The sequence below is a fragment of the Blautia sp. HCP3S3_G3 genome (assembly GCF_052063365.1).
GTDB lineage: Bacteria > Bacillota > Clostridia > Lachnospirales > Lachnospiraceae > Blautia_A.
The window spans coordinates 531,505-558,214 of sequence record NZ_JBQHXR010000001.1; the positions used below are offsets into that span (position 1 = coordinate 531,505).

Here is a 26,710-nt window from a genome sequence, read left to right on the forward strand (position 1 = left end):
AACACAAATAAGAGTACAAAATGGAATCAGACAAATGAAAACAATTGGAATTACCGGCGGTGTAGGAGCCGGAAAAAGCACAGTCCTCAATTATATGGAATCGCATTTGGAGGCCTGTGTGCTTGAGGCAGATAAAATCGGTCATCTGGTGATGGAACCGGATGGCCCCTGCTACGATGAAATCATCGGGCTATTTGGAAAAGATGTTATAAAAAAAGATAAAACCATTGACCGGAAGAGGGTTTCCGATGTAGTATTCAGTAATGGGGAGATGCTTGCCAGACTGAACGGAATCATTCATCCGGCAGTGAAGAAATATATCCGCAGGCGTCTTGAAGAAGAGAGAGACCATGGCAGACAGCTTGCTGTTGTGGAGGCTGCTCTCCTTCTGGAAGATCATTATGAGGAATTCTGTGATGAAATCTGGTATGTCCATACAGATGCGGATATCCGTATCCAGAGACTGATGACTAGTCGCGGCTATACCAGAGAAAAGGCAGAGAGCATCATCCGCAATCAGGCAACGGAGGTTTTTTTTCGTTCACATGCGGATTATGTAGTAGAAAATAATGGTGATCTCTCTGTGACCTATGAACAGATCGAAGAAGGGATAAAACGAAATGAGACTTTGTAGTATTGCCAGCGGAAGCAGCGGGAACTGTATCTATGTGGGTTCGGACTGCGCCCATGTCCTTGTGGATGTTGGAATCAGCGGTAAAAGAATCGAACAGGGATTAAACAGCGTGGATCTGACGGGCAGGGATATTGATGCAATTCTGATCACACATGAACATTCAGATCATATCAAAAGCCTTGGAGTCATGGCGAGAAGATATGAGATTCCCATCTATACCACAGGCGGTACGGTAGATGCGATCGAACGGACAGGCGGACTTGGGAAGCTTCCGGAAGGGATTTTTCATGAGATCCGGGAAGACGAACCATTTCAGATCAAAGATCTTACCATCAATCCTTTTACAATCCCGCATGATGCCGCACAGCCGGTAGGCTATCGTCTGGAATGCGGAAATCAGTCTGTGGGAATTGCCACAGACCTTGGAAAATATAATGAATACATCATCGACCATCTTCAGAATCTGGATGCGCTGCTTCTGGAAGCCAATCACGATGTCCGGATGCTTCAGGTGGGAAAATATCCGTATTATCTGAAACAGAGAATCATGGGAGACCGGGGACATCTGTCCAACGAAAATGCAGGAAGACTTCTCTGCAGGCTTCTCCATGACAATATGAAGGCCATTTTCCTTGGCCATCTGAGCAAAGAGAATAATTATGAAGAGCTGGCATACGAAACAGTCTGCTCGGAAGTAACACTTGGCGATAACCCGTACAAGTCCCGGGATTTTAAAATCCAGGTGGCGAAGAGGGATTGCATATCAGAACTGATTACTGTATAGAAAGGAAAATACCATGAAGAAAACAATTATCACAGTAGTAGGAAATGACACCGTAGGAATCATTGCAAAAGTATGTACATATCTTGCTGAAAACAATGTAAACATTCTGGATATTTCCCAGACAATCGTTCAGGGCTACTTTAACATGATGATGGTTGCTGACACCAGCGCTTCAGAAAAAGATACCGGAACCATTTCCAAAGAACTTGGTGTGCTTGGAGATGAAATCGGAGTACTGATTCGCTGCCAGCATGAAGATATCTTTAACAAAATGCACAGAATCTGATGGCAGAGTGTGTCTGATCCGAGTGAGATCCGGCACGGTTTGAACGAGAGAATAATTCCGGGGAGAATGACTTATGATTAATATTTTCGAAGTAAATGAGACCAATAAGATGATCGAACAGGAAAATCTGGATGTGCGTACCATTACCATGGGCATCAGTCTTCTGGACTGTATTGACAGTGACCTGGAAACGATGAACCGCAAAATATACGATAAAATCACCACACGCGCCAGAGATCTGGTAAGCACTGGTGAAAAGATTTCTATGGAATATGGAATTCCGATTGTAAATAAACGTATTTCTGTAACACCCATCGGACTGATCGGAGGCGCAGCCTGTAAGAGTTCCGAAGATTTTGTTTCGATTGCCAGAACACTGGATGAAGCGGCCAAAAAAGTTGGCGTGAACTTTATCGGTGGCTACACCGCTCTTGTGAGCAAGGGGATGACCCCTGCGGAAGAATTGCTGATTCGTTCTATCCCGCAGGCGCTGGCTGTTACGGAACGTGTCTGCAGTTCTGTAAATGTAGGTTCCACCAAGACCGGCATTGATATGGATGCAGTGAAGGTTATGGGTGAAATTGTCCTGGAAACTGCAAAAGCAACCAGAGAGCAGGATTCTCTTGGCTGTGCAAAATTGGTAGTATTCTGCAATGCACCGGATGATAATCCTTTTATGGCAGGTGCTTTCCACGGTGTGACAGAAGCAGACTGTATTATCAACGTAGGTGTCAGTGGACCTGGTGTTGTAAAAACGGCTCTGAAAGAAGTAAGAGGGGCTGATTTTGAAACTCTTTGCGAGACAATCAAACGTACGGCATTTAAGGTGACACGTGTAGGTCAGCTTGTGGCACAGGAAGCGTCCAAACGTTTGAATGTTCCTTTTGGAATTGTAGACCTTTCTCTTGCACCTACTCCTGCCATTGGCGACAGTGTTGCGGAAATTCTTGAAGAAATCGGTCTTGAGAGAGTTGGCGCACCGGGAACTACAGCAGCGCTCGCACTTCTGAATGACCAGGTGAAAAAAGGCGGTGTTATGGCGGCAACTGCAGTCGGCGGTTTGAGCGGCGCCTTCATTCCTGTCAGTGAAGATCAGGGAATGATCGATGCGGTAAATGCAGGGGCACTTACCATTGAGAAGCTGGAAGCGATGACCTGTGTCTGCTCTGTAGGTCTTGATATGATTGCGATTCCGGGAGATACCAAAGCATCTACCATTGCCGGAATTATTGCAGATGAAGCAGCCATTGGTATGGTAAATCAGAAGACAACCGCTGTCCGTGTGATTCCTGTAATCGGCAAGGGCGTTGGAGAAACCGTGGAATTCGGCGGACTTCTCGGCTATGCACCGATCATGCCGGTGAACCAGTTCTCCTGTGATGCTTTTGTGGAGCGCGGCGGACGCATCCCGGCACCAATCCACAGCTTTAAGAACTGATAGAAAAGCCCTGAAGAAAAAAAGAAAAGTTCTGAAGAAATGGTTGACAAAGCAAATGCTCAGTGTTATACTTTACAACAATAAAGGATAAAACCGATGAGAAAGAGTAGTAAGCATTCAATGTAATGTCACAGAGAACTGCAGGCGGTGGGATTGCAGTACAGAGCAGAGTGCTGAATGGACTTTTGAGGGCGGATCTGAAGAGGCTGATATCTCATCCACAGTAGGAGCCGCCGGGAACCGAACCCGTTATCAATCAGGAACGTATGATAGTACGTGAGAAAGTGGGCGATACGCCAAGTTGAGTGGTACCGCGATAATAAGTAATTATTACCGTCTCAGATGAAGAATCTGGGACGGTTTTTTGTATTATAAGAAAAAGACTGTTACCGTTGACAGGAAATCTACGGAGAAGCGTGTTGCTGTGAACGGAGGGCAAAATAACAGTGTTCCACACTTTTTCTATAATGCAAAAACGTATACGGAGAAAAGCTCCGGCAGATTTCCGGAATACAAAAGCGTCCTGCAAAATCATCAGTTATCCTTTGAAACTAAACGGAGATGTCTGTCAGCACAGACATCACGAATCAAAAAGTCGATTGTTTTGCACTTCGTGCATTCACAATCGCCATCAGAAAAGGAGAAAAGACTATGAAAAAAAGAATTCTTGCATGTGCATCTGTAACTGTAATCGCATCTATGATGATGGCAAATACCGTTATGGCGGATGATTTTAAAGTAGGCATCTGTAATTATGTAGATGATGCATCTCTGAACCAGATTGTGGAAAATATTCAGAGCCGTCTGGCAGAGATCGGAGAAGAACAGGGCGTAACATTTGACATTTCTTATGACAACTGTAATGCAGACGCATCTGTTATGGATCAGATCATTTCTGATTTCCAGGCAGACGGAGTGGACCTGATGGTAGGTGTCGCAACTCCTGTGGCAATGCGTATGCAGGCAGCGACAGAAGGAACCGATACTCCGGTAGTATTTTCCGCTGTATCTGATCCGGAAGGTGCAGGAATCGTAGAATCTAATGATGCACCGGGAGCCAATATTACAGGAACTTCTGATTATCTGGATACAGCATCCATTATGAATCTGATTTTTGCAGCAGATCCGGATGCGGATAAAATCGGTCTTCTGTATGATGTGGGACAGGATGCCTCTACAGCAGCTATTGAAGCCGCACGGGCATATCTGGAAGAAAACGGAATAGAATATGTAGAGCGTACCGGAACGACGACAGATGAGGTCCAGCTTGCTGCTGAAGCGCTGGTTGCTGACGGAGTGGATGCTGTTTTTACACCGACAGACAATACGATCATGACAGCAGAGCTTTCCATTTACGAAACATTCATCAATGCAAAGATTCCTCATTATACCGGTGCAGATTCCTTTGCGCTGAACGGAGCATTTGTAGGATATGGTGTTGATTATGCAAACCTTGGCGCGGAAACAGCTGATATGGTTGCAGATATCCTGATCAACGGCGCAGACCCTGCAACAACACCTGTGAAAACCTTTGATAATGGTACTGCAACCGTAAATACGGAAACATGTGAAGGTCTTGGACTTGATTTTGAAACAGTTAAAAAAGCATTTGAGCCTCTCTGCACTCAGGTAAATGAAATTACAACTGCAGAAAGCTTTGATGAATTACAGTAAAAAATTATTAGATACCGGGAGGTAAGAATTGTGACACTGACAACTGCACTTGCGCTTGGGCAGACAGCCCTGAAGCTTGGTCTGATCTGTTCGCTGACAGTGCTGGCACTGTTTTTGAGTTATTCTATGTTAAATGTCTGTGACCTTTCCACTGACGGCTGCTTTACTCTGGGAGCCGCAGTGGGAGCCGCAGTTGCAATCAGCGGACATCCGTTTCTTTCTATTTTTGCAGCAATGCTGGCGGGTGTCTGTTCAGGATTTGTGACGGCATTTCTTCAGACGAAGCTGGGAGTGGAAAGCCTTCTGGCCGGAATCATTGTGAATACCGGACTGTATTCCATTAATATTGCTGTGATGGGCGGCTCGTCTTTATTGAATATGAATAAGACGACAACAGTATTCAGTATGATGAAGGAAGCTCTTTCCAGTACACCGTTCGCTGCACAGACAGAGTTGATCATCGGACTGATTGCAGTCATCTGTGTTGTAGCATTTCTGGTATTCTTCCTGAAGACGCGCCTGGGTCTTGCAATCCGGGCAACAGGAAATAATGCGGATATGGTAAAATCTTCTTCTATTAACCCGGTATTTACAACAATTGTGGGTCTGTGTATTGCAAACTCATTTACTGCGCTTTCCGGATGTCTGCTGGCTCAGTCGCAGAAATCCGTGGATATTAATATCGGTCAGGGTATGGTAACGATTGCGCTGGCATCACTGCTGATCGGAGGCACTGTTATGGGACGGGGCGGAATTTTGAAAAGAGCGGTTGGCATGGTGCTTGGTGCTGTGATTTTCCGTCTGGTATATACCATTGCACTTCGTTTCAATATGCCGGCATTTATGCTGAAACTGGTATCTTCGATCATTGTTGTACTGGCGATTTCCGGGCCGTATCTGAAGAGCCAGTGGCCGCAGATCAGACGAAGACTGACGCATAAGAAGGGAGGGATTTGAGTTATGCTGAAACTGAATCATATCTCAAAAACTTTTAATCCCGGGACAGTCAATGAAAAAGTTGCGGTCAAAGACCTTTCCCTTCATCTGAAAAAAGGTGATTTTGCTACAATTATCGGTTCCAATGGAGCAGGAAAGTCCACGCTGTTTAATGCAATCTGCGGAGATTTTCTGACAGATTCCGGTTCTGTAGTACTGGATGGTGTGGATATTACATTTCAGCCGCAGCATGTCCGGGCCAAAAGCATCGGACGTTTGTATCAGGATCCCATGCGCGGAAGTGCACCGGGAATGAGTATTGAAGAAAATCTTGCTCTTGCGGCAGGTTCCGGTGGATGGCTTTCTCATATATCAAAGGCAGACAAAGAAAGATTCCGGGAACAGCTGGCACTTCTTGATATCGGATTGGAAAACCGGATGAGCCAGCCGGTAGGACTTCTGTCCGGCGGACAGCGACAGGCGCTGACGCTTCTGATGTCTACCATGGATCCGCCGAAGCTTCTTCTTCTGGATGAACATACGGCTGCTCTGGATCCGGCAACAGCGGAAAAAGTACTGAATATGACGAAGAGAATTGTGGAGGAGAATCATCTGACTTGTCTGATGATCACACATAATATGCACTCTGCTTTGGAACTTGGAAATCGTACACTGATGATGGATTCCGGAAATATCGTACTGGATATCAGCGGTAAAGAACGTGAGGGACTGACTGTAGACGGTCTTCTGGAAAAGTTCAATGCCGGCGCAGGTAAGGAACTGGATAACGACAGAATTCTTCTTTCCAAAAAGAAATAGCAGCAAAGTTGTGATATAAAAAATGTAATATAAAAAGCTGTAATATAAAAAAGCCCGTCAGAGAATGATGACGGGCTTTTGATGTTCATGAATAAAGGACGTGTGGCTTTTGGCTGAAAGAAGGGTTTCATAGATATTGGAGGCAAAAACAGTTTCTTCTAATGTCTGAAATGTCTTTTTTGGTAAAAGCTGTGCGGCATCAGCGGTTTTGGTAAGCAAAGGGATGGTGCCCTCTTTTTTTATGGCGGAAAGGAGAGGAGCCGCGCTTTTGCGGAATCCGAGTACCCGGGCATAACCCGGAGAATCCGGGACAGTCCGGATGTGAAGTACAATATGGAGAAGCGCGCGCTGGATTCTTGTCTGGGTCAGTTCCTTTGTTTTCAGAAGAGCGGCAAATTGCAGAAAACTGGAATACTGATTGCGCAGACGGATTATGCGGGAAGCCAGTTCCGGTGAAACATCCAGATACTGAGAGAGGCTTTCCTTTGTTTCTGAAAAGAGACAATAGGCAAGCAGCAGGTTTAGGTCTTCCTCAAAGATAATCCGATTTTTTGCGACTGAAGAATTCAGTACTTCCAGTGAGGACTCCGGCAGAAGCCCCTGGAAATCAGTGGAATGGTGTTTCTTCAGGGCTGCGCGGATGCCGGATGCGGAAGGTGCGCTTTCCGGTGAGAGATTCTGCTCGTGATATCCTGCTCCGATACGCTTCAAGGTAACTGGCTGTATGCGGCTTTTTCTGCCAAGAAGAGCTTTGCAGTATTCGATTCCTAGAATGTTATTCGGTTCCGAAAGAAAATGGTTATAAGAATCCGGATCCGTTGTAATACCATAGGGAAGAGCACAGGAAGCAAGAGCCTGGCTTCTTGCTGCAGGGAAAGTCGTACCGGTTCTGAGCGCTGCTTTTAACCGGATTTTGTATTCTTCCGGTTCTTCTGTGAGAAGTTCGGCTGTTTTTAAGAATATAGGAATTTCTCCTTCTTCACTTCCAAAACAAAGATAATCTGTGACACCGATTCCGTCCAGAATGTCTACACCGCACCGGGCAAATAATTCCGCACTGGCGGTTGCGCAGGAGACAGGAAGCTCCAGAACCAGATCGACACCACAGCGAAGTGCTGCTTCGGCCCGTGCGTGTTTGGGAAGAAGGGCAGGTGTTCCGCGCTGTACAAAATCACCGCTCATTACGGCAATGATATAATCTGCTCCGAGCTGTTCGCGAATAAAAGAAATCTGTCGCTGATGTCCCTGGTGAAAAGGATTGTATTCTGCAATGATTCCAGCTGTCTTCATAAAACCTCCTGAAAGAAATCTAACGTGTCTGTACGGGACTTTTACGGAAATGTCTGCTGACGCAGACATCACTTATAAATAAAAGTTGATTGCTGACTGGGACTTTTATTGAAAATTGCACTTCAAAAAATACGATTCTGTGGCATATTCTACCATGGAAAAGCTTGAAATACAAGGAGTCTGGGGTTATAATAAAACCAGCTACGAAAAATGAAAGGAGCCATTTAATCATGGGATTTATTGATGTACTGAAAGACAGAGCAAGAGCTAGTGTAAAAACAATTGTTCTTCCGGAGACAGAAGATATGAGAACTCTGGATGCAACAGAGAAAATTTTAAAAGAAGGAATTGCAAAAGTAGTTCTCATTGGTAACGAAGAGACCGTTAAGAAGAGCGCTGCAGAAGGCGGCTATGATATTTCCGGAGCACAGATCGTGGATCCTGCTACATCTGAGAAAACTCAGAGCTACATTGACAAATTAGTAGAATTACGTCAGAAAAAAGGCATGACACCGGAACAGGCAAAGGAAATTCTTCTGAACCAGTATTTATACTACGGTGTTATGATGGTAAAAATGGGCGATGCGGACGGTATGGTTTCCGGTGCATGCCATTCTACAGCTGATACATTAAGACCATGTCTCCAGATTCTGAAGACCAAACCGGGTACCAAACTTGTATCCGCATTCTTCCTGATCGTTGTTCCGGATTGCGAATATGGCGCAAACGGTGCATTTGTATTTGGTGATTCCGGTCTTGTTCAGAACCCGAATCCGGAAGAACTGGCAGCTATCGCAGCTTCCTCCGCAGAATCTTTCCAGCTTCTTGTACAGGAAGAGCCGGTTGTTGCTATGCTTTCCCATTCCACCAAGGGCAGTGCAAAACACGCAGATGTAGACAAAGTTGTAGAAGCTACCAGAATCGCAAAAGAAGAACATCCGGAACTGAAACTGGACGGCGAATTCCAGCTTGACGCTGCAATCGTACCAAGCGTAGGTGCATCCAAAGCTCCTGGCAGTGATGTTGCAGGAAAAGCCAACGTTCTGATCTTCCCGGATCTTGATGCAGGAAATATCGGATACAAACTTGCTCAGCGTCTTGCAAAAGCAGAAGCATACGGACCTGTTACCCAGGGTATCGCAAAACCGGTCAACGACCTTTCCCGTGGATGCTCTGCAGATGATATTGTTGGTGTTGTTGCGATCACAGCAGTACAGTGCCAGGCACAGGACAAATAATTCAGTAATAAAATAATAGGAGAGTAAAAACATGAATGTATTGGTAATTAACTGTGGAAGTTCTTCCCTGAAATATCAGCTTATCAATTCCGATACAGAGGCTGTTCTTGCAAAAGGTCTCTGTGAAAGAATCGGTATCGACGGCAGACTTGTATATCAGAAGACAGGCTGTGACAAAGAAATCACAGAAGCTGCAATGCCGACACATAAAGAAGCAATTCAGATGGTTCTGGATGCTCTGACCAATGAGAAGACAGGCGCAATTGCAAGTCTTGCAGAAGTAAATGCAATCGGACATCGTGTCGTACACGGCGGCGAGAAATTCGCTTCCTCTGCTGTTATCACAGATGAAATGATCGCAGCAGTAGAAGAGTGCAACGATCTTGCTCCTCTTCACAATCCGGCTAACCTGATCGGTATCCGTGTATGTGCAGAACTGATGCCGGGCGTACCGCAGGTTGGAGTATTTGATACTGCTTTCCATCAGACAATGCCGGCCAAAGCATATCTGTACGGACTTCCGATTGAATACTACAAGAAATATAAAGTAAGAAGATATGGCTTCCACGGAACTTCTCACAGCTTTGTATCCAAACGTGCCATCGAGTTCCTTGGTCTTGACAAAGATAACTCTAAAGTAATTGTATGCCACCTTGGAAACGGTTCCTCCATCAGTGCAGTGAAGAACGGCAAATGTGTCGATACAACGATGGGTCTGACTCCTCTGGAAGGTGTTGTTATGGGAACCCGTTCCGGTAACATTGACCCGGCAATCATGGAATATATTGCGAAGAAAGAGAACCTGGATATTACAGGTGTTATGAACGTTCTGAACAAGAAATCCGGTCTGCAGGGTATGACAGGCGTGTCCAGCGATATGCGTGACATTGACGCAGCAATCGAAGCAGGCAATGAAGATGCAAAAAATGCATTTGATGTTCTCTGCTATGGTATCGCTAAATTTGTTGGCGGTTATGTGGCAGCTATGAACGGCGTTGATGCAATCGTATTTACCGCAGGTATCGGTGAAAATGCAGGAAACGTTCGTGAGACTGTCTGCTCTTATCTTGGATATCTGGGAATTTCCATCGACGCAGAAGCAAACAGCAAACGCGGCGAGGAAATGGTAATCTCTACAGCGGATTCCAAAGTAAAAGTTGCAGTAATCCCGACCAACGAAGAACTTGCCATCTGCAGAGAAACTGTAGCACTTGTTTAATTTTTCAGAATCTTAATGATTCAGAAGTTAATTCTGAGTTTACCATGCAGAAAGCAGTCAGCGTTTTTCTGCAGGCTGCAATACATCAGGAGGTGCGCCAGATGTTGGCGCACCTTTTGTGTAACGGAAGTTTTATGATTCGTGATGTCTGCATAAGCAGATATTTCCGATTAGATAAAAATATTTCACTTATACAAAGAAAAATATTCCGTTCAGATAAAGAAAAATATTCGTTGACAAATACTGGTGAGATATGTATAATTTATTAGGTGTGGATAGGAGATAATTATGCAGATACATTTATCAGAAATTTCATCCTGCGATGGGAAATGTGTCCAGCACTCTGTTGAACTGGAGATGGATACGATTACCTTCCAGTCGGGAAGCTTTCCGATTCTTCATAAGAATCCGATAGAGCTTACCATTACAAATACAGGCAAGAAAGTTCTTGAACTTGATGGCTCAGGTGAGATTACCGTTGGTATTCCCTGTGACAGATGCCTGGAAGATGTGGCTGTCAGCATCCCTCTTTCTTTTAAGAGGAAGCTTGATATGAAGCTTACGGATGAAGATCGGATTCATGATTTGGATGAGAAAAGCTATCTCACAGGTATGGACCTGGATGTGGACCGGCTGGTCTATCTTGAGGTACTGATGAGCTGGCCTTTGAAGGTCTTGTGTAAAGAAGACTGCAAAGGATTATGCAGCCGGTGTGGGAAAAACCTCAACTACGGTCCCTGCGATTGCGTAGAGGAACCCAAGGATCCCCGCATGGCAGCTATCAGTGATATATTTAGTAAATTTAAGGAGGTGTAACATATGTCCATCTGTCCAAAGAATAAATCATCTAAAGCAAGACGCGATAAGAGAAGAGCAAACTGGAAAATGAGTGCTCCGAACTTAGTAAAATGCAGCAAATGTGGTGCGCTGATGATGCCTCACAGAGTTTGCAAAGCTTGCGGAAGCTACAACAAGAAAGAAATCATTAAAGTAGAAGACTAATAATGATGTGAAAAAAGCTCCTGACAGGAGCTTTTTTTGTATATATAAAAGAAGAAACATTTTATATGTGAAAAACAAAATCAGAAGCTTTTTATATGTATAATAATAAAGACAGGAACTTTTTGCAGGAAGAAATATAAAACAACAGGAACTTTTTGAGTAACCACAGAGACCTTTTGCGTAAAGAACTTTCATACAAAGAGTTCCTTTTCATGTTCGGAAACATCATAAAATAGTACATATGAATCGAAAAAAAGAAGAAGCGGCATTTTTGGCTTTTGTTATAAAATGATATTAGGCAAAAACAATGTATCATTTTTAGGAGGGAATGCCATGATTATTATTGGGGAAAAACTGAACGGTTCTATTCCGTCAGTTGCCAAAGCCATTGCTGAGAAGGATGCGGACCTGATCAGAGAAAGAGCCAGAATGCAGGCAGAAGCGGGAGCCACATTTCTGGATGTTTGTGCGTCTGTGGAAGAGGACGTAGAAGTAGAAACCCTGAAATGGATGATCAATCTTGTACAGGAAGTGACAGACACACCGATCTGTGTGGACAGTCCAAGTGCCAGATCCTGTGTTGCAGCGATTCCATTCTGCAAACGTCCGGGGCTTATCAATTCTGTTTCTCTCGAAGGCGACAAAATTGACACCATTTTCCCGGTAATCGCGGATACAGACTGGGAATGTGTGGCGCTTCTGTGTGATAATGACGGAATTCCGGATTCTGTAGAACGCCGTATGAAAGTTTTCCACGGAATTATGGAAAAAGCGAAAGAATATAACATTGCGCCGAGCAGATTACATATTGATCCACTGGTTGTAACTTTATCCACAGATCAGACAGCACTGACCGTATTTGCAGACTGCTGCCGTCAGATCAAGGCAGAATATCCGGAAATTCACATTACCAGCGGACTTTCCAATATCTCATTCGGACTTCCTGTGAGAAAGAATATCAACCAGGCATTTATGGTTCTTGCCATGAATGCAGGAATGGACAGTGCAATTGTGGATCCGACCAATAAGAATATGATTGGTATGATCTACGCAACCAATGCGCTTCTGGAACAGGATGAATATTGTCTCAAATATATCGATAAATTTACAGCAAAAGCTGCAGAAGAAGTGGAGACTGCTGCTCCGGCGACTCCTGCAGATGAAAAAATGATGGCTGTTTTCAAAGCAACCCAGGATGGAAAAAATAAAGAAATCGGCCGTTGTGTGCAGGAAGCCATTGATGCCGGATGTGATCCTACGGCAATCCTCAATGACGGTATGATTGGGGCCATGGCGGTAGTTGGTGAAAACTTCAAGAAAGAGATTATTTTTGTACCTCAGATGCTGGCTGCAGCACGTGCCATGAAAGCAGGTGTTGAAGTTTTGAAGCCATATCTTGCAACAGGAGAGGCAGGAAGTGCAGGAACCATTATTCTTGGAACGGTTGCAGGAGATCTTCATGATATCGGTAAAAATCTGGTAGGTATGATGTTTGAGAGTGCCGGATTTGAGGTGATCGATCTTGGTGTGGACGTACCGATTGAACGTTTTATCGAAGTAGTAAAAGAGCACAAAGAAGCTACGATCGTAGCACTTTCCGCTCTTCTGACAACAACCATGCCATCTCTTCGAGATACGGTTGCGGCACTTTTGAAACAGCCATTCCGCAATCGGATCAAAATTATGGTCGGCGGTGCGCCGATCAGCCAGGAATTTGCAGATGAGATCGGAGCAGATGCTTATACAGAGGACGCTGCATCTGCTGCAGAGAAGGCAAAAGAATATGCGGAATCCGGTTTCTGCGCGAGAGCGGCTGCGGGAGAATTTGACGGAGCAGATAATGGTGAAGAAGCTGTAACAGAAGAAAAAGTTCAGAAGGCAGATGAAGGAAAAACAGAGACAGAAGCTGAAGGAAAAGAACAGAAGAAAGATGAAATAAAAGCAGCATTGAAATTTGATAAAGCTTCTGTTGATATCAGTTCTGTCCGTCTGCCGGGACCGGAAGAGGGATACAAGACCGACTGGGAAGGAACAAAAGAGAAATTCCGCAATTACTGGGATCACAAAAATACCGGAAGACCGCTGATGTGCGTGATTGCAAGAAGACCGGAAGTAGAATCATTATCTGATGGAACACCGGTAGAGGGCGGTTATCTGGACCAGATCTGCCAGGGCAAATATTATAATCTTCCGGAAGAACTGAAATGGAAAGATATGGAAGACAAATATCAGAATGCAGAGCGCATTGTGGCACGTTATCGCTATTTCTGTGAGACCCATGCATTTCTGGGAGAAAGCTTCCCGAATCTGAATATTGACTTTGGCCCGGGATCGCTGGCTTCTTATCTTGGTTCTGAAATTGGATTCAAAGAAGATACGGTGTGGTTCAACAAATGTCTGGACAGTTGGGACGGAGTGCCGAAGCTGACCTTTGATCCGGAAAATAAATGGTTCAAAAAACACATTCAGCTTGCAAAGGATTGCCAGGCACTTGCAGGAGATGATTTCTATGTGGATATGCCTGACCTGATGGAAAATATCGATGTTCTGGCATCTCTTCGCGGGGCACAGGATACTCTTTTCGACCTTCTGGATGAACCGGAAAAAGTTGGTGAGAGAATCCAGGAAGTGACAGACCTTTACTTTGAGTACTATGATCGTTTTTATGACATCATCAAAGATGAGGAGGGCGGCAATGCCTATACCGTATTCCAGATCTGGGGACCTGGAAAGACTGTGAAGCTGCAGTGTGACTTTTCTGCTATGATGTCTCCGGAAGATTTCCGTACTTATATCCAGCCGTCACTCCGTACTCAGGCGGAAAAAGTGGATCACGTGCTTTATCATCTGGACGGACCGGCTGCAATCAAGCATATGGATGCATTGATGGAAATTGACGGAATCGACGCTCTTCAGTGGACCAGTGGTGATGCAGGTCCTGACGGAACACTTCCGGACTGGGATGTGATTTATGATAAGGCAATTGCTGCCGGCAAATCCATCTGGGTAAAAGTTTACTCAGGAGAATTTGAAGACTGGATCCGAAACGTAGACCGTATTGTCAAAAAATATGGTTCTCACAGTCTGTTCCTTCTGTTCCCGGAAATGTCCATGGAGCAGGCCGTATACCTTCTGGACTATGCGGATAAGAATTGGAGCGATGTCAAAGGAACCTATGTGGAATCCCTTGGAAGATAAGCAGTTTCTTCAGTAGAGAAAGCTGCAGGATGGCGAGTTCTGTTTTTCTGCTGTTCACTGGAAAGAAGGAGTGAATGGCAGAGACAGGAATTGTATCCTGCAGCTTTTCTGTATGATACCGGAATGTGTATAGATCCTTCTACAGGTGAAAGATCTTTGCATTTTTTGGATCGCTGAAATTCGACAGATGACAGGTTTCATAAATTGCCACATAAGATATTTTCTGGTATAATCCTTAAGGAAAGTATCAGATTCAAAGCAGAAGCGTAAAATTTGTTTGAGCATTCATCCGTTGAATTTTTATTTATGGTTTCACATATCGGAATAGCGGTGTCTGAAGCAATTTTCAAACATGCTCTAAGACAGGGATTGCTTTGAAGTGATACAGGGAATGAGTGAAAGACGAGGACACAGCATGAAACTTGTAAGAGATAATATACAGCTGGACAAAAATTTCCCTTTTCAGATATCCCGGGTGATTTTGAATCATGAAAACAGTCATCCGGATACCTTTCACTGGCACAGCTATTTTGAGATTACCTATGTTCAGAAGGGACAGGGCAATTACTTTGTAAACGGTCAGGAATATGAGATGGACGAGGGTGATATCATTATTTTTAACAATGTGGAACCGCACGGATGGAACCTGGTGGGGGATGATATGCATCTTCTGGTTATGATTTTTTCTCCGGAATTTGTAGCAGAAAAACTGAGCGTTTTTGACTCGGAATATCTGAAGCCTTTTGTAGAAAGAGGAAGCAATTTCAAAAACCGGATCGGCAGGGAGGAACCGGTAAGCCATGAGATCCGCAAGGCTATCCGGGAGATCTATCAGGAGTGGGAAGAACAGAGAGAAGGTTATCCTCTGATGATCAAAGCTAATATTCTGCGTATTCTTACGATGTTGATACGTGCTTATCAGGATGAGTCGAAATCCGATGAAATGCTGAAAGAAAAGAAAAATGCCATGAAACGGCTGGAGCAGGCTTTTTCCTATATTGACGAGCATTATTGTGAAAAAATTACATTGGAAGAAGTGGCTGCTTCTGTTTATATGAGCTCCAATTATTTTTCTACGTACTTTCGAAAGGTAACCAGTATCAGTTTCAGCGAGTATGTAACCCGTCTCAGAATCAGACATGCCAGGGAACTTCTTCGTGATCAGGAGAAAAGTGTGACAGAAGCTGCACTGGAGTGCGGTTTCAATAATATATCGAATTTTTACCGCCTGTACAAAAAACATGTGGGAAAACCGCCAAGAGATCATAAAAATCAGAAAAGTGAAAATAGTATAAAAACTGTCGAAGAAATACCATAGACAAAGGATAAGCCCTGATGCTAGGATATTGATAATAATATTCCGGTTCAGGGCTTTTTAGGAGTTATTTGTTATGCTGCAGGGAAAAATACAGCAGAAAAGGCGGAACCGGAAAAGAAAACGAGAGGAAGAGAAATATGAAAAAGACAGACAGGTACGTAGAATTTACAGCGAATCATATGAATTGCCGCCTGATCCCGGTGACAGAAGAAATCATCCGCTGTATTTTTTCCAGAAAAGACATTTGTCAGGATGCAGAGTCCCTGATAATCGAAAAAAAAGAGTATGATCTGGTATCCTTTGAGGCAGAAGAGCGCAGCGACTCCATTATTATAAAAACATCAGCAGTGCAGGCAAATGTAGATCTGAAGACAGGTGCGATCACCTGGAAACGTCCGGATGGAACACTCTGGCTTCAGGAAACCGGCAAAGATCTGTCGGAAATTGACGTGATCCGGTATACGACCGGCGGAGAGAAACCGGTGATCAATCGTGTCAAAACCGTAGATGGGGAACGGAATTTTATCCTGAATCTGAAAGAGCAGGTGGATCGCAAAGCTTATCGTGCTAGGCTTTTTTTCCAGTGGAAAGAGGATGAGGATATCCACGGACTCGGCCAGGCGGAAGAAGGAATTTATAATTACAGAGGGCATAATCAGTATCTGTATCAGCATAATATGCGTATTCCGATGCCGATTCTGACTTCTACAGAAGGATATGGCATTCTGGTGGACTGCTGCTCGCTTATGACATACAATGATGATGGAAAACATTCGTATCTTTTTCTGGATACTGTGAACCAGCTGGATTATTATTTCCTGGGCGGAGGAACGATGGATGGCGTGATTCATGATTATCGTTTCCTTACCGGAAAAGCACAGATGCTTCCGAAGTGGGCATATGGTTATGTACAGTCCAAAGAACAGTACTATTCTGCACGGGAACTGGCGGATATTGTGAAGCATTACCGTGAGATCAATGTTCCTCTGGACTGTGTGGTACAGGACTGGAATTCCTGGGATCCGGGCAACTGGGGAGAAAAACTGCTGGATAAATCTCGTTACGGAGATTTGAAAGAGCGCATGCAGGAAATCCACGATATGCATGCCCATTCCATGGTATCTGTATGGCCGAATATGAATTCCGGAGGAAAAAATCATCAGGAATTTCTGGATGCAGGATACCTTTTGTATGATTATGCAACCTATGACGCATTTAATGAAAAAGCCCGTGAAATGTACTGGAAGCAGGCAAAAGAAGAATTGTTTGACGGTGGATTTGATTCCTGGTGGTGTGATTCTACGGAACCGTTCTCCGGCCCTGACTGGAATGGAGAAGTGAAGAGAGAACCGTGGGAGAGATATGCGTTGGTAGGAGGAGAACATAAGAAATATCTGGATCCTGCAAAAGCCAATGCCTTTGCGCTGATGCATGCAAAAGGAATCTACGAAAACCAGAGAAAAGACTGTGAAGAAAAGCGTGTGCTGAATCTGACACGTTCCGGATATGCTTCCGGACAGAAATATGCAGCGATGCTCTGGTCAGGAGATACCTGTGCAACCTGGGAGAATTTTAAGATTCAGATCGTTGAAGGACTGAATATGGGGATGAGCGGTTATCCATATTGGACACTGGATATCGGTGCATTTTTTACCGTGAAAGAGAAATGGCAGAATCGCGGATGCGGATGCAATACCGATTCTACCCCGAAATGGTTCTGGCAGGGAGATTATGAAGAAGGTGTCAACGATAAGGGATACTGTGAACTGTATACCCGCTGGCTTCAGATGGGAACGTTCCTTCCCATGTTCCGTTCTCACGGTACGGATACACCGAGAGAAATCTGGAATTTTGGCAAAAAGGGCACCATGTTTTATGATGCAGTCGAAAAATCCATCAATCTGCGTTATCATCTGATGCCGTATATTTATTCTCTGGCAGCAGATGTGCATTTTGGGGATGCCACAATGATGCGAAGCCTGGTGTTTGATTTCCCGCAGGATAAAGAGGCAAGAAAAATAGAAAATGAGTTCCTGTTTGGCAGATCTCTTCTGATCTGCGCAGTTACAGAGCCTATGTATTATGACCGGGAAAGCAGAGAACTGAACCGTGATACGAAATGGAACTGTTATCTGCCCAAAGGCTGCGGATGGTATGATTACTGGACAAATACGAGATATGAGGGAGGTCAGTACATCACCGTGGATGCACCGATTGACAGAATCCCTGTATTTGTCAGAGAAGGCTCTGTTCTGCCGACAGTAGAAGGCATTCAGTATGCGTCCCAGAAGCCGGAAAATCCAATGAAGATGACGGTATATCCGGGTGCGGATGGCGAATTTACCCTGTATGAAGATGAAGGAAATAACTATGGTTTTGAGCAGGGTGCCTATGCCACAACTGTATTCCGCTGGGATGATCACAATCAGAAACTGACCGTGGATCCCAGACAGGGAAGTTATCCGGGTATGGAAGAACTGTGCTATACAGTTGAGATTATAAAATAAGAAAAAGAATCTGGCCGAAACTGGTTTGATCAGTTTCGGCCGGATTTTATGAAGCGTTTCCACGGAACTCAAAGGGACTGAGCCCTGTCTGTTTTTTGAAGATTCTGCTGAAATATCCCTGATCATGATAGCCGACCATTTCACCGATTTCCCGGATGGACAGTTCCGGATTGTGAAGGAGCATCCGCTGCGCATGAGAAATCCGGAGATTGGTAATATATTTGCTCGGTGTCTGCTCATAGACCTGACAGAAAATTTTTGTCAGATAACTGGGACTGTAATTCATGATATTGGCGATCAGGTTCAGATTAACGTCCTGAGCATAATTCTCTACAAGAAAATCTTTCAGAAGAGCTGCAATCTGTGGGGGAGTCATTCGCGCGGTATCATTGTGAAAGACTTCCTCATAGCTTGCTTTGGTGATCTGGAACTCCTTTTTGATTTTCAGGAGAACATTGGAAAGTTCTTCCGGGTCGACCGGTTTCAGCAGATAGTCTGTAACTTTCAGGGCAATGGCACTCCGGGCATATTCAAAATCAGAAAAACCGCTTGTGATCACAAATTTGGTAAGAGGGAATTGTTCGCGAACCTTTGTGAGCAGAGTAATTCCATCCATGACCGGCATGCGGATATCCGTAATTACCACATCCGGATTGCTTTTCTGTATGATCTCGTAAGCCTGGCTGCCGGTCTGAGCCTGGCCGATTACTTCAAATTCCCCGTCAGCTTTCTGAATTTTCTGAACAAGATTGTTCAGCAGAAGTTCCTCGTCCTCCGCAACTACTACTGTGTATTTCATTGGCATTGCTTTCCCTCCGCGTGTTGTTGAGATAGCGGCCGATGGACACGATTCCATGACCTTTCTCTGTGTTTCCATAGTTAAAAATGAAGTGCTCTCCGCAAAACAGTCTCCATCTGAGATAAACATTTAAGGTACCGAGTCCGTTGATCTTCAGATCGGGCAGACCGGGTGTCTGTATCGCTTTTTCAATATTTCCTGATATTTTCTGAATGGCTTCCGGGGTGAAGCCGGTACCGGAATCTTCGACTTCAATGACCCAGTAATCTTCTGTCTGATATCCCCGTACCGTAATCTTCCAGGGCGGCTGACAGTCTGTTCCGTATTTAATGGCATTTTCCACGATAGGCTGTATGATCAGTTTGGGAACCTTTTCCTGCTGCAGCTCTTCCGGTACCTCAATACTGTAATTGAGACTGGTCTGATATCGTACTTTCATGCAGTACAGATATTTCTGCACATAATCCAGTTCCTCCCTGAGAGTGACGATCGTGGTTCCGGTGTTAGTGATATACCGCATAATATTAGAAAGATTTCTGCACATTTTTACCACAACGTCTGTATCACCGTTTTCCGCAAGAACAATGATGCTGGACAGGGTGTTATAATAAAAATGCGGATTAATCTGTGACTGCAGCGCAAGAGAACGTGATTTGATCTCCTGTTCCTTGGCTTCCATCAGCTGATTCATAGAATCCTTCATACTGTCGCTCATGATCTGAAAAGCCTGATAAAGTTCTTCCAGCTCATTGACAGAGACCGGGTAGGACGTGGCTTTTTCTTTGCCCAGAGTATCCAGTTCCAGTCTCTGGATGATATGCTTCAGATGCTTGATCGGGCGTACGATGGAACGTGACAGCCGATAAGAGATAAAAGCGGATATCATCAGGAGGAGGGCAACAACTCCCAGGAGAATTTCCAGAAGATGATACACCGGTGAGAGAATCATGGATTCCGGCATGACAGTCATATAGGTGAAGCCTGTATAACTGGAAAAATCGGATGCTGCATATTCCTTTTTGCCGGTAAGAGGACTGGAAAAGGGAGCGCCTGTTTCCAGCGTATTAGCCAGTGGATAATAGTTTTCAATGAGAGAAGCAGTTTCCTGGTCAATTTCATAGGGGTAGATCAGAAAACCTTCTTTATCAAAGATATAAATACTGGCTGCGTCTTTTTTGTTCTTTTTTTCGTAGGAGATTACGCTTTTAAAAATGGATTTGCACTGTTTGACAGTTTCTATGGCGCCTACGGAACGTCCATATTGGTTATTGAAGGAACGATACAGGGAAAGGAACCATTGTTTGTATTTATTAGACTTGGAGTATCGATCTGTTTCATAAGGATGTGAGATGATTTTTACTCCATGAAGTGCACGTGCCTGCTCAATCCATTCGATTTCGTCGGTTCCTGCGGACTTTACCATAGTGGTCAGGCCTGCCTGCAGGACATGACCGGAAGTATCGTACAGATTCATCTGGTCGGCTTTCCATTCTGTTCCGGAAAGAGCAATGAACAAATCTGTCATTTCTTCCAGCATATCCATGGATATGTTCAGGTCAAAGGACTGGTCCAGAATGGATTTGGAAATATTTGTATAGTTGATATTTACGGATACATTATCCAGTGCCTCGATTTCCGAATCTACCTGAGTGAGAAAACTGGAGTTCAGCGTATTCATTGCCTGGATCTTGCTGTCTGTAAGCTGGCGTGACACAAATACATAAAAAAAGACAGCAAATGAAAAAAGCACCAGGCATGCGACCGTAATATATGCAAGAAAGAGCTTGGTCTGAAGTTTTTTCTGTTTTAGTTTCAATATGGAAGCCTCCCTGATATATCGTGACTGGGATGATTCTGCCCTGAAAACGTGAAAAAATGAGAACTTCGTGTATCGGGATTTTTCAGCGGCAGATTCTGTGTATCTATATGACAGTATACCATATAAATACAAAAATCACAAATACAATCCGAAGGGAATTGGATAAAATGACTGAAAAATTCATATTCTACTTGTGCATATAGTATAAGTGCAGAAAAATAATTCCTGTATTATGTGAAAAAAGTACAAAAACATGATGCGATAATCCATGGATTAAAGCCGGCTGCTCTGGTAAACTTACCTCATAAGCAAGAACGGCAAGTAAAGCTGAATAAGGAGGAAAATAATATGAAGAGAAGAGCTTTATCAATGATGTTGGCTGCTGCTATGGTGGCTTCTATGACAGCAGGAATGGCTGTGACTGTTTCCGCAGAAGAGAACACAGATTTTGCAGGGGAAGAACTGAGCATCCTTGTATCTGCAGGATGGATGGACAACCGTTATGATGCAACAATCGAACGTTTTGAAGATACTTACGATGTAACAGTAGACCTTCAGACCATTCCGGCTGACCAGTATTCCGATCTTCTGCAGTCCAAACTGGCTACCGATTCCTGTACTGATATTTTCTGGATCCAGTCAAATCCATTTGCAATCAAATCGGTAATTGTTGATCCGGAAAAATATTGTATCGATTTTACAGGCGCTGAATGGGAATCCAAGATTCCGGAAGCACGTATTGATGCATGTAAATGCGATGACAAATTATACGGTCTTCAGATCTGGCACAACTCTCCGGAGTATGTAATGGTTTATAACAAGACATTATTTGAAGAGAACGGATGGGAAGTACCGACTACCTATGAGGAACTGAAGACTTTATGCGGACAGATTGCAGAAACAGGAATTACCCCGTGGTTTATGCCTGGTGCAGACGGATGGCAGCATCAGCTTGCATTCTTCCAGATCGGCGGCTGCTACGAAGAAGCTCAGCCTGGTTTATATGATGCACTGAACAGCAATACCGCAACTTTTGCTGATAATGAAAAGATGCTGGAAGTTCTTGGACAGTTTAAAGAACTGTCTGATGCAGGATATTTCGGAGAAGACTGGATCGGAACAGACAGCACCAATATGGTAAATGAGTTTGGTGACAGAAACTGTGCAATGGCACTGGCAAACTCCAGCTTTATTAAACAGATTGTGGAAGAAACAGGTACATCAGATGAATTTGGTTTATTCCTTGAGCCTCTTGGAGATAATACCTGGTTCCCGGCAAGCCCGGCTGGTCCGACAATGTTTGGCTACAATGGAAGCGAACATCCGGAACTTGTAAAAGAATTCTTCAATTTTGTAACAACAACCGAAAGTTTACAGGAAATTCTTGACAATTCACGTTCCTTCACCAACCTTCATGTAAATGATGATGCTCTGGAACAGCACTGGCTGCCGGAAGAAGAGGAATTTATGGCAAGTATTCCTGAAGAAAAAATGTCCGTTTCCGTACTTCAGAACGGAACCAAATATACCAATGATTACTGGATGAACTTCGGACAGGATATGGTTTCCTACTGCCTGGGTGAAATGGAAGCAAATGATGTTCTGATAAATATGGACACCAATCGTGCAGAAGCTGCAAAAACTGTAGGCGATGAAGCATGGAACTAAGAATCGTGAAGAACAGATTCTTCGAATAACGAATAAGAAAAAATGACGGATGGTGCGGAGGAGTTTTCCTTCGCACTGTTCATTGTAGGAAAGAGCATCGCATTTTTCAATGACAGAAAAGTGTGAGAGAATATTTGAGGCAGTGGTCCGAAAGAAAAGGATTGCTGTATGTGAAAAGATAAGGAGGTATTTCAGTGAATAAAAAGAAGATATACCCGCAGTGGTTCCTGATCGCACCGCTTCTGCTTTATGTGGTATTTTTCCTGCTTCCCAGCTTTATGGGTGTAGGATATTCCTTTACGGACTGGAATTCCAGAAGTGTGCTGAACGGAACACATTTTGTGGGGCTTCAGAACTATATTGAAATTTTTACATCAGACAGAAACTATATGGATGGTATTGGACATACACTGATGTTTACTGTTGTTTCCAATATTGTGAAGCTGATCCCGGCACTTCTGATCGCAATTATGCTGCAGGAAGGTCTGAGAGGACAGGGATTTTATCGTACAGTGATGTATCTTCCATCCATTCTTCCATTTGTGATCATCGGTCTGATTTTCAAGTCGATTCTGAATTACAATACAGGTCTTCTGAATGCTGTTTTTGAAGTTCTGCATATGGATTTTCTGAAACAGAAATGGCTGTCTGATCTGAATGTGGTATGGAAATCCATTGTCGGTGTGGATGCATGGAGAGGTATCGGTTATGTTATGACCATTTTCCTGGCAGGTCTGAATACCATTCCCAGATCCTATTATGAAGCTGCACAGATCGATGGTGCAAACTTCTGGCAGAGACTGCGTTATGTGACACTTCCCATGCTGACCGGTTCGATTATGATCAATCTTGTATTTGGTATTACTTATGGTCTGAAAGTATTCGATATTGTTTACGTTCTGACTAACGGTGGTCCGGGACATGCGACAGAAGTCATGACAACCTATGCATTCCAGCTGTATTCCAAAGGGCAATATGGCATGTCCACAGCATTGAACAGTATCCTTCTTCTGATTACAGCAGTTGTAGGTGTATTGATTGTCAGAACACTTGGTAAACAGGAGGTGCAGCAATGACGAAGAGAAGAATTCAGACAGTTCTGAAACATGCAGTATGTATTTTCTTAAGCCTTCTGGTTCTGGTACCGTTTTATATGGTGTTGATCAATTCATTCAAGTCAAAATCAGAGGCTGCAAGAATGAGCCTGGCACTTCCGACAGAGTGGTATTTTAATAACTACCTGGAGGTTATTGACAAGGGAAATCTGATTCAGGGATTTCTCAACAGTTTGTCTTATGCCCTGATTTCCACCGGGCTGGGGGTTGTCCTCTGTGCAATGGCAGCCTTTGTGTTGTGCCGTAAACGGACAAAATTAAATGTATTTATTTATTATTTTATTCTCTGCGGATTGTTTTTCCCGGTAAACTATGTAACACTGGTTCGTGTCCTTACCGGATTTCATCTGAATGATACACGTATTGGTATTATTACGGTATTTACCAGTTCCATGATTCCATTCTGTGTATTTACAATCCGTAACTTTGTAACATCCGTTCCTGTAGAACTGGATGAAGCTGCGGTAATCGACGGGGCAGGTCCGGTGAGCCTGTTTTTCCGGATTATCATGCCGCTTCTGAAACCGACTATGGTGACCTGCTTTATCCTGCAGTTTATGGGTGTATGGAGTGATTTCCTGACACCATTGTATCTGTCAAGCAAGAGCAAACTGTTTCCGATGACAATGGCTGTTTATCAGTTCTTCGGAAAGAATAAGAGTTACTGGAATTATATTTTTGCAGATATTGTACTGACCTGTATTCCTGTTATTATTGTTTATATGATTGGACAGAAATATATTATCGGTGGTATGACATCGGGTGCAGTGAAAGAATAAGAAAGAATCCTGTTTTGCAGGATTCTCCGTCTCCGGGGATTGCTGTTTGCAGTCTCCGGATTTTTTTGCCATTTTCTGTCGAACGATTATCAGGGGAAAACAGAAAAATGCATTGACTTTTTCTGTTATGAACGTTAAGATAAAACCATCTCAAAAATTTCTGATATTCATCTTGCTGTTTCTGAAAGTTCTTTCAAAAATTCGCATGGTCTGATATCATTCAATCATTTATTTTTCTATTTACCAGAAGAGAAAACCTGTCTTTTTATGATTCCTTTTTTATTGATTGTAAAATAAAAACCAGAATCCCGATTTCAGGAAAATTGTTTTGTATTCCGTAATGCCTGTATGCAGGCGAATATTCAATATTTCTGAAAAGGAGGGGTATTTCTGGATAAAAAATACTGCAGACGTTCTCCGCCGGAGAAGTTTTTGGCTGACGTTTCAAACAAAATATTCTGATACAGGGAGCGGCAATGAAATTTTTTCGATGGATGATCAGCGGGCTTGAAGGAATTGTGATCTTCTTAGGGTTCGGGCTGTTGTTGCTTCGCATGGCGGGAATATGTCCTTACAGTGTATTGTCGGGGTCTATGGCTCCGGAAATTCCTGCCGGCGGAATGGTCTTTACAGATACAAACAACAGAGAACCGGAGGTTGGTGATGTGATTACATATAAGCTTCAGGATATTACAGTCACACATCGGGTCGTTCGGATTGAGGATGGCTTTTATGTGACAAAAGGAGATGCCAATCAGGGAGTTGACGCAGTTTCGGTTCTTCCTTCCCATGTTGTGGGAACGGTCTGTTTTTCTTTGCCTTATTTAGGTTATGTCGTTTCTTATCTTCAGAACAGGAGCATTGCGGTATGGATCATTATGATAAGTCTTCTGTTCTTTCTCACAGGAATCAGGCCCGTATTTCTAAATAATAAGAGAAAAGGAGAGCGCTGAAAAAAGCGCGGGAAATCATATGAAAATTAAAAAAACAGTAATCAGAACAGCAGTAGTCTGCTGTGCGGCAGCAGCAATCGCAGCAGGTGGAACCATAGCATATCTGACAGATTATGACAGAACAGTTAATGAATTTACAGTCGGGAAAGTGGATATCGAACTGGAAGAACCAAACTGGAAACCGGAGGATAATACAAAAATAGAACCCACCCAGCAGATCCGCAAGGACCCTCAGGTGAAGAACGCCGGAGTGAATGATGCTTTTGTTTACCTTGAGGTTTCCATTCCAACGGCAGATGTGATTACCGCAGATGCCTCCGGAAACCGGATTGACAGAAAGAATACGGAACTGTTCACTTTTACGAAAAAAGCAGACTGGACACAGCTGGAGGCAAAGACAGTCGGTACCAACAGAGTTTATACGTTTGCATATAATAAAGTGTTAAAGCCGGGACAGACGACAACCACGCTTTTTGATACGGTGACCTTTGCCAATGTGATAGAAGGCCAGATCGATACCAGACAGTTTGATATTCCGGTGAATGCCTATGCGATTCAGACAGTCAATACCGGCGGAGACGGAGGGACTGTTGTACAGCAGGCAACAGAAGCATATAAGAAATATGTGCAGCAGAATAATGGACAGACCGGCGGGGTGACAAAATGATCAGACAGAAAATACCGGTTTCTCTATGTGCAGCGGTGCTGACCGGGATCTTATGTATTGGCGGGACATTTTCCTATTTTTCTGATTATTCTTTGCAGAAAAACAGAGTAGCCATCGGAAAAAATGAAACGCATATCGAAGAGCATTTTCCGGAACCTTCTCCTCCGGGTGATCAGGAGTATACGGAATATCCGAAGAAGGTATGGGTAAAAAATACTTCGGCAGCAGAAAATGGATTTAATGTGGACTGCTATGTACGGGTATCCGTGTCGTATTCCAATTATGATATTGCCAGAGGTGTGACTCTTATCGGGCTGGACATCGTAAATTGGAAATATAACAGTGAAGATGGCTATTATTATTACAAAACCTTTTTGAAGGAGGGACAGTCCACGACACCTCTGTTTACCGGATTTTCCATAGACAGAGGAAAAATCGATACACTTTATCTGGATAAAATCAGCGAGTTCCATATCGATGTGTATGAAGAATCTGTGGAAGCAGGTGAATTTACGGATTATCAGACCGCATGGAACTTTTATCTCAGTCCTGTCTCTGTTTAGGAAG

Annotated in this window: 23 protein-coding genes and 1 other annotated feature; of the genes, 20 read left to right on the forward strand and 3 right to left on the reverse strand. The window is 43.8% G+C overall.

The annotated features are described in order from the left end of the window. Positions 1-34: 34 nt before the first annotated feature. From coaE to ACTNEW_RS02435, 7 genes are all read left to right on the forward strand, one after another. Positions 35-634, forward strand: a complete 600-nt coding sequence (gene coaE / locus ACTNEW_RS02405; RefSeq protein WP_441057400.1) for a dephospho-CoA kinase — start codon at positions 35-37, stop codon at positions 632-634. Then, complete coding sequence (locus tag ACTNEW_RS02410) at positions 621-1,418, forward strand: MBL fold metallo-hydrolase (RefSeq protein WP_441057402.1); 798 nt, start codon at positions 621-623, stop codon at positions 1,416-1,418. Before coaE ends, ACTNEW_RS02410 begins: the two co-directional genes overlap by 14 nt. Before the next feature lie 13 nt (positions 1,419-1,431). After that, entirely contained in the window at positions 1,432-1,704 is a 273-nt protein-coding gene (locus tag ACTNEW_RS02415) for an ACT domain-containing protein (RefSeq protein WP_441057404.1), read from the forward strand. A gap of 73 nt (positions 1,705-1,777) precedes the next feature. Then, entirely contained in the window at positions 1,778-3,142 is a 1,365-nt protein-coding gene (locus tag ACTNEW_RS02420; protein WP_441057406.1) for a PFL family protein, read from the forward strand. Between the two features lie 87 nt (positions 3,143-3,229). Beyond that, positions 3,230-3,486 (forward strand) — a binding site (T-box leader). Positions 3,487-3,793: 307 nt separating this feature from the next. Beyond that, positions 3,794-4,816 (forward strand): ABC transporter substrate-binding protein, encoded by a 1,023-nt coding sequence (locus ACTNEW_RS02425; protein ID WP_441057408.1) that lies wholly within the window; start codon positions 3,794-3,796, stop codon positions 4,814-4,816. 30 nt (positions 4,817-4,846) lie between these two features. After that, positions 4,847-5,773, forward strand: a complete 927-nt coding sequence (locus ACTNEW_RS02430) for an ABC transporter permease (protein ID WP_441057410.1) — start codon at positions 4,847-4,849, stop codon at positions 5,771-5,773. A gap of 3 nt (positions 5,774-5,776) precedes the next feature. Beyond that, positions 5,777-6,571: an ABC transporter ATP-binding protein gene (locus tag ACTNEW_RS02435; RefSeq protein ID WP_441057412.1), complete on the forward strand. Its 795-nt coding sequence runs from the start codon at positions 5,777-5,779 to the stop codon at positions 6,569-6,571. Positions 6,572-6,628: 57 nt separating this feature from the next. Here the strand turns inward: ACTNEW_RS02435 and ACTNEW_RS02440 are convergent, their stop codons facing one another. Beyond that, positions 6,629-7,861 carry a tRNA(Met) cytidine acetate ligase gene (locus ACTNEW_RS02440; RefSeq protein ID WP_441057414.1) on the reverse strand — a complete coding sequence of 411 codons (1,233 nt, stop codon included), beginning with the start codon at positions 7,859-7,861 and terminating at the stop codon, positions 6,629-6,631. Positions 7,862-8,091: 230 nt separating this feature from the next. Here ACTNEW_RS02440 and pta point away from each other — a divergent pair, with 230 nt between their 5' ends. From pta to ACTNEW_RS02475, 7 genes are all read left to right on the forward strand, one after another. Further along, on the forward strand, positions 8,092-9,099 hold the full coding sequence (gene pta, locus ACTNEW_RS02445) for a phosphate acetyltransferase (protein ID WP_441057416.1): 1,008 nt from the start codon (positions 8,092-8,094) through the stop codon (positions 9,097-9,099). Positions 9,100-9,130: 31 nt separating this feature from the next. Further along, a complete protein-coding gene (locus ACTNEW_RS02450; RefSeq protein WP_441057418.1) occupies positions 9,131-10,318 on the forward strand; it encodes an acetate/propionate family kinase in 1,188 nt (395 codons plus the stop codon). 288 nt (positions 10,319-10,606) lie between these two features. After that, a complete protein-coding gene (locus ACTNEW_RS02455; protein ID WP_441057420.1) occupies positions 10,607-11,134 on the forward strand; it encodes a YceD family protein in 528 nt (175 codons plus the stop codon). A 3-nt stretch (positions 11,135-11,137) separates the two neighbouring features. After that, entirely contained in the window at positions 11,138-11,320 is a 183-nt protein-coding gene (gene rpmF, locus ACTNEW_RS02460; protein WP_118509587.1) for a 50S ribosomal protein L32, read from the forward strand. Between the two features lie 333 nt (positions 11,321-11,653). Then, entirely contained in the window at positions 11,654-14,518 is a 2,865-nt protein-coding gene (locus ACTNEW_RS02465) for a cobalamin-dependent protein (protein WP_441057422.1), read from the forward strand. A 415-nt stretch (positions 14,519-14,933) separates the two neighbouring features. After that, on the forward strand, positions 14,934-15,836 hold the full coding sequence (locus tag ACTNEW_RS02470) for an AraC family transcriptional regulator (RefSeq protein ID WP_441057424.1): 903 nt from the start codon (positions 14,934-14,936) through the stop codon (positions 15,834-15,836). 137 nt (positions 15,837-15,973) lie between these two features. Then, on the forward strand, positions 15,974-18,343 hold the full coding sequence (locus ACTNEW_RS02475; RefSeq protein WP_441057426.1) for a TIM-barrel domain-containing protein: 2,370 nt from the start codon (positions 15,974-15,976) through the stop codon (positions 18,341-18,343). 46 nt (positions 18,344-18,389) lie between these two features. Here the strand turns inward: ACTNEW_RS02475 and ACTNEW_RS02480 are convergent, their stop codons facing one another. Together ACTNEW_RS02480 and ACTNEW_RS02485 are read right to left on the reverse strand one after the other, a co-directional pair. Then, positions 18,390-19,148, reverse strand: coding sequence for a response regulator transcription factor (locus tag ACTNEW_RS02480; RefSeq protein WP_441057428.1), 759 nt, complete (start codon positions 19,146-19,148; stop codon positions 18,390-18,392). After that, complete coding sequence (locus tag ACTNEW_RS02485) at positions 19,066-20,958, reverse strand: sensor histidine kinase (protein ID WP_441057430.1); 1,893 nt, start codon at positions 20,956-20,958, stop codon at positions 19,066-19,068. The genes ACTNEW_RS02480 and ACTNEW_RS02485 overlap by 83 nt, the downstream gene beginning before the upstream one ends. Positions 20,959-21,309: 351 nt before the next feature. Between ACTNEW_RS02485 and ACTNEW_RS02490 the strand changes: the two genes are divergently transcribed. The 6 genes from ACTNEW_RS02490 to ACTNEW_RS02515 all read left to right on the forward strand — a co-directional run bounded on the left by ACTNEW_RS02490 (position 21,310) and on the right by ACTNEW_RS02515 (position 26,706). Beyond that, positions 21,310-22,629, forward strand: coding sequence for an ABC transporter substrate-binding protein (locus tag ACTNEW_RS02490; protein ID WP_441057432.1), 1,320 nt, complete (start codon positions 21,310-21,312; stop codon positions 22,627-22,629). 194 nt (positions 22,630-22,823) lie between these two features. After that, entirely contained in the window at positions 22,824-23,705 is an 882-nt protein-coding gene (locus ACTNEW_RS02495) for a carbohydrate ABC transporter permease (RefSeq protein ID WP_441057433.1), read from the forward strand. Next, complete coding sequence (locus ACTNEW_RS02500; RefSeq protein ID WP_441057435.1) at positions 23,702-24,523, forward strand: carbohydrate ABC transporter permease; 822 nt, start codon at positions 23,702-23,704, stop codon at positions 24,521-24,523. The genes ACTNEW_RS02495 and ACTNEW_RS02500 overlap by 4 nt, the downstream gene beginning before the upstream one ends. A gap of 476 nt (positions 24,524-24,999) precedes the next feature. Continuing rightward, entirely contained in the window at positions 25,000-25,476 is a 477-nt protein-coding gene (locus tag ACTNEW_RS02505) for a signal peptidase I (RefSeq protein WP_441057437.1), read from the forward strand. Positions 25,477-25,495: 19 nt separating this feature from the next. Further along, positions 25,496-26,143 (forward strand): TasA family protein, encoded by a 648-nt coding sequence (locus ACTNEW_RS02510; protein ID WP_441057439.1) that lies wholly within the window; start codon positions 25,496-25,498, stop codon positions 26,141-26,143. Then, the gene (locus ACTNEW_RS02515) at positions 26,140-26,706 is read left to right on the forward strand and encodes a hypothetical protein (protein WP_441057441.1); all 567 of its coding nucleotides are present in this window, start codon (positions 26,140-26,142) and stop codon (positions 26,704-26,706) included. Before ACTNEW_RS02510 ends, ACTNEW_RS02515 begins: the two co-directional genes overlap by 4 nt. The last annotated feature ends 4 nt before the right edge of the window (positions 26,707-26,710 follow it).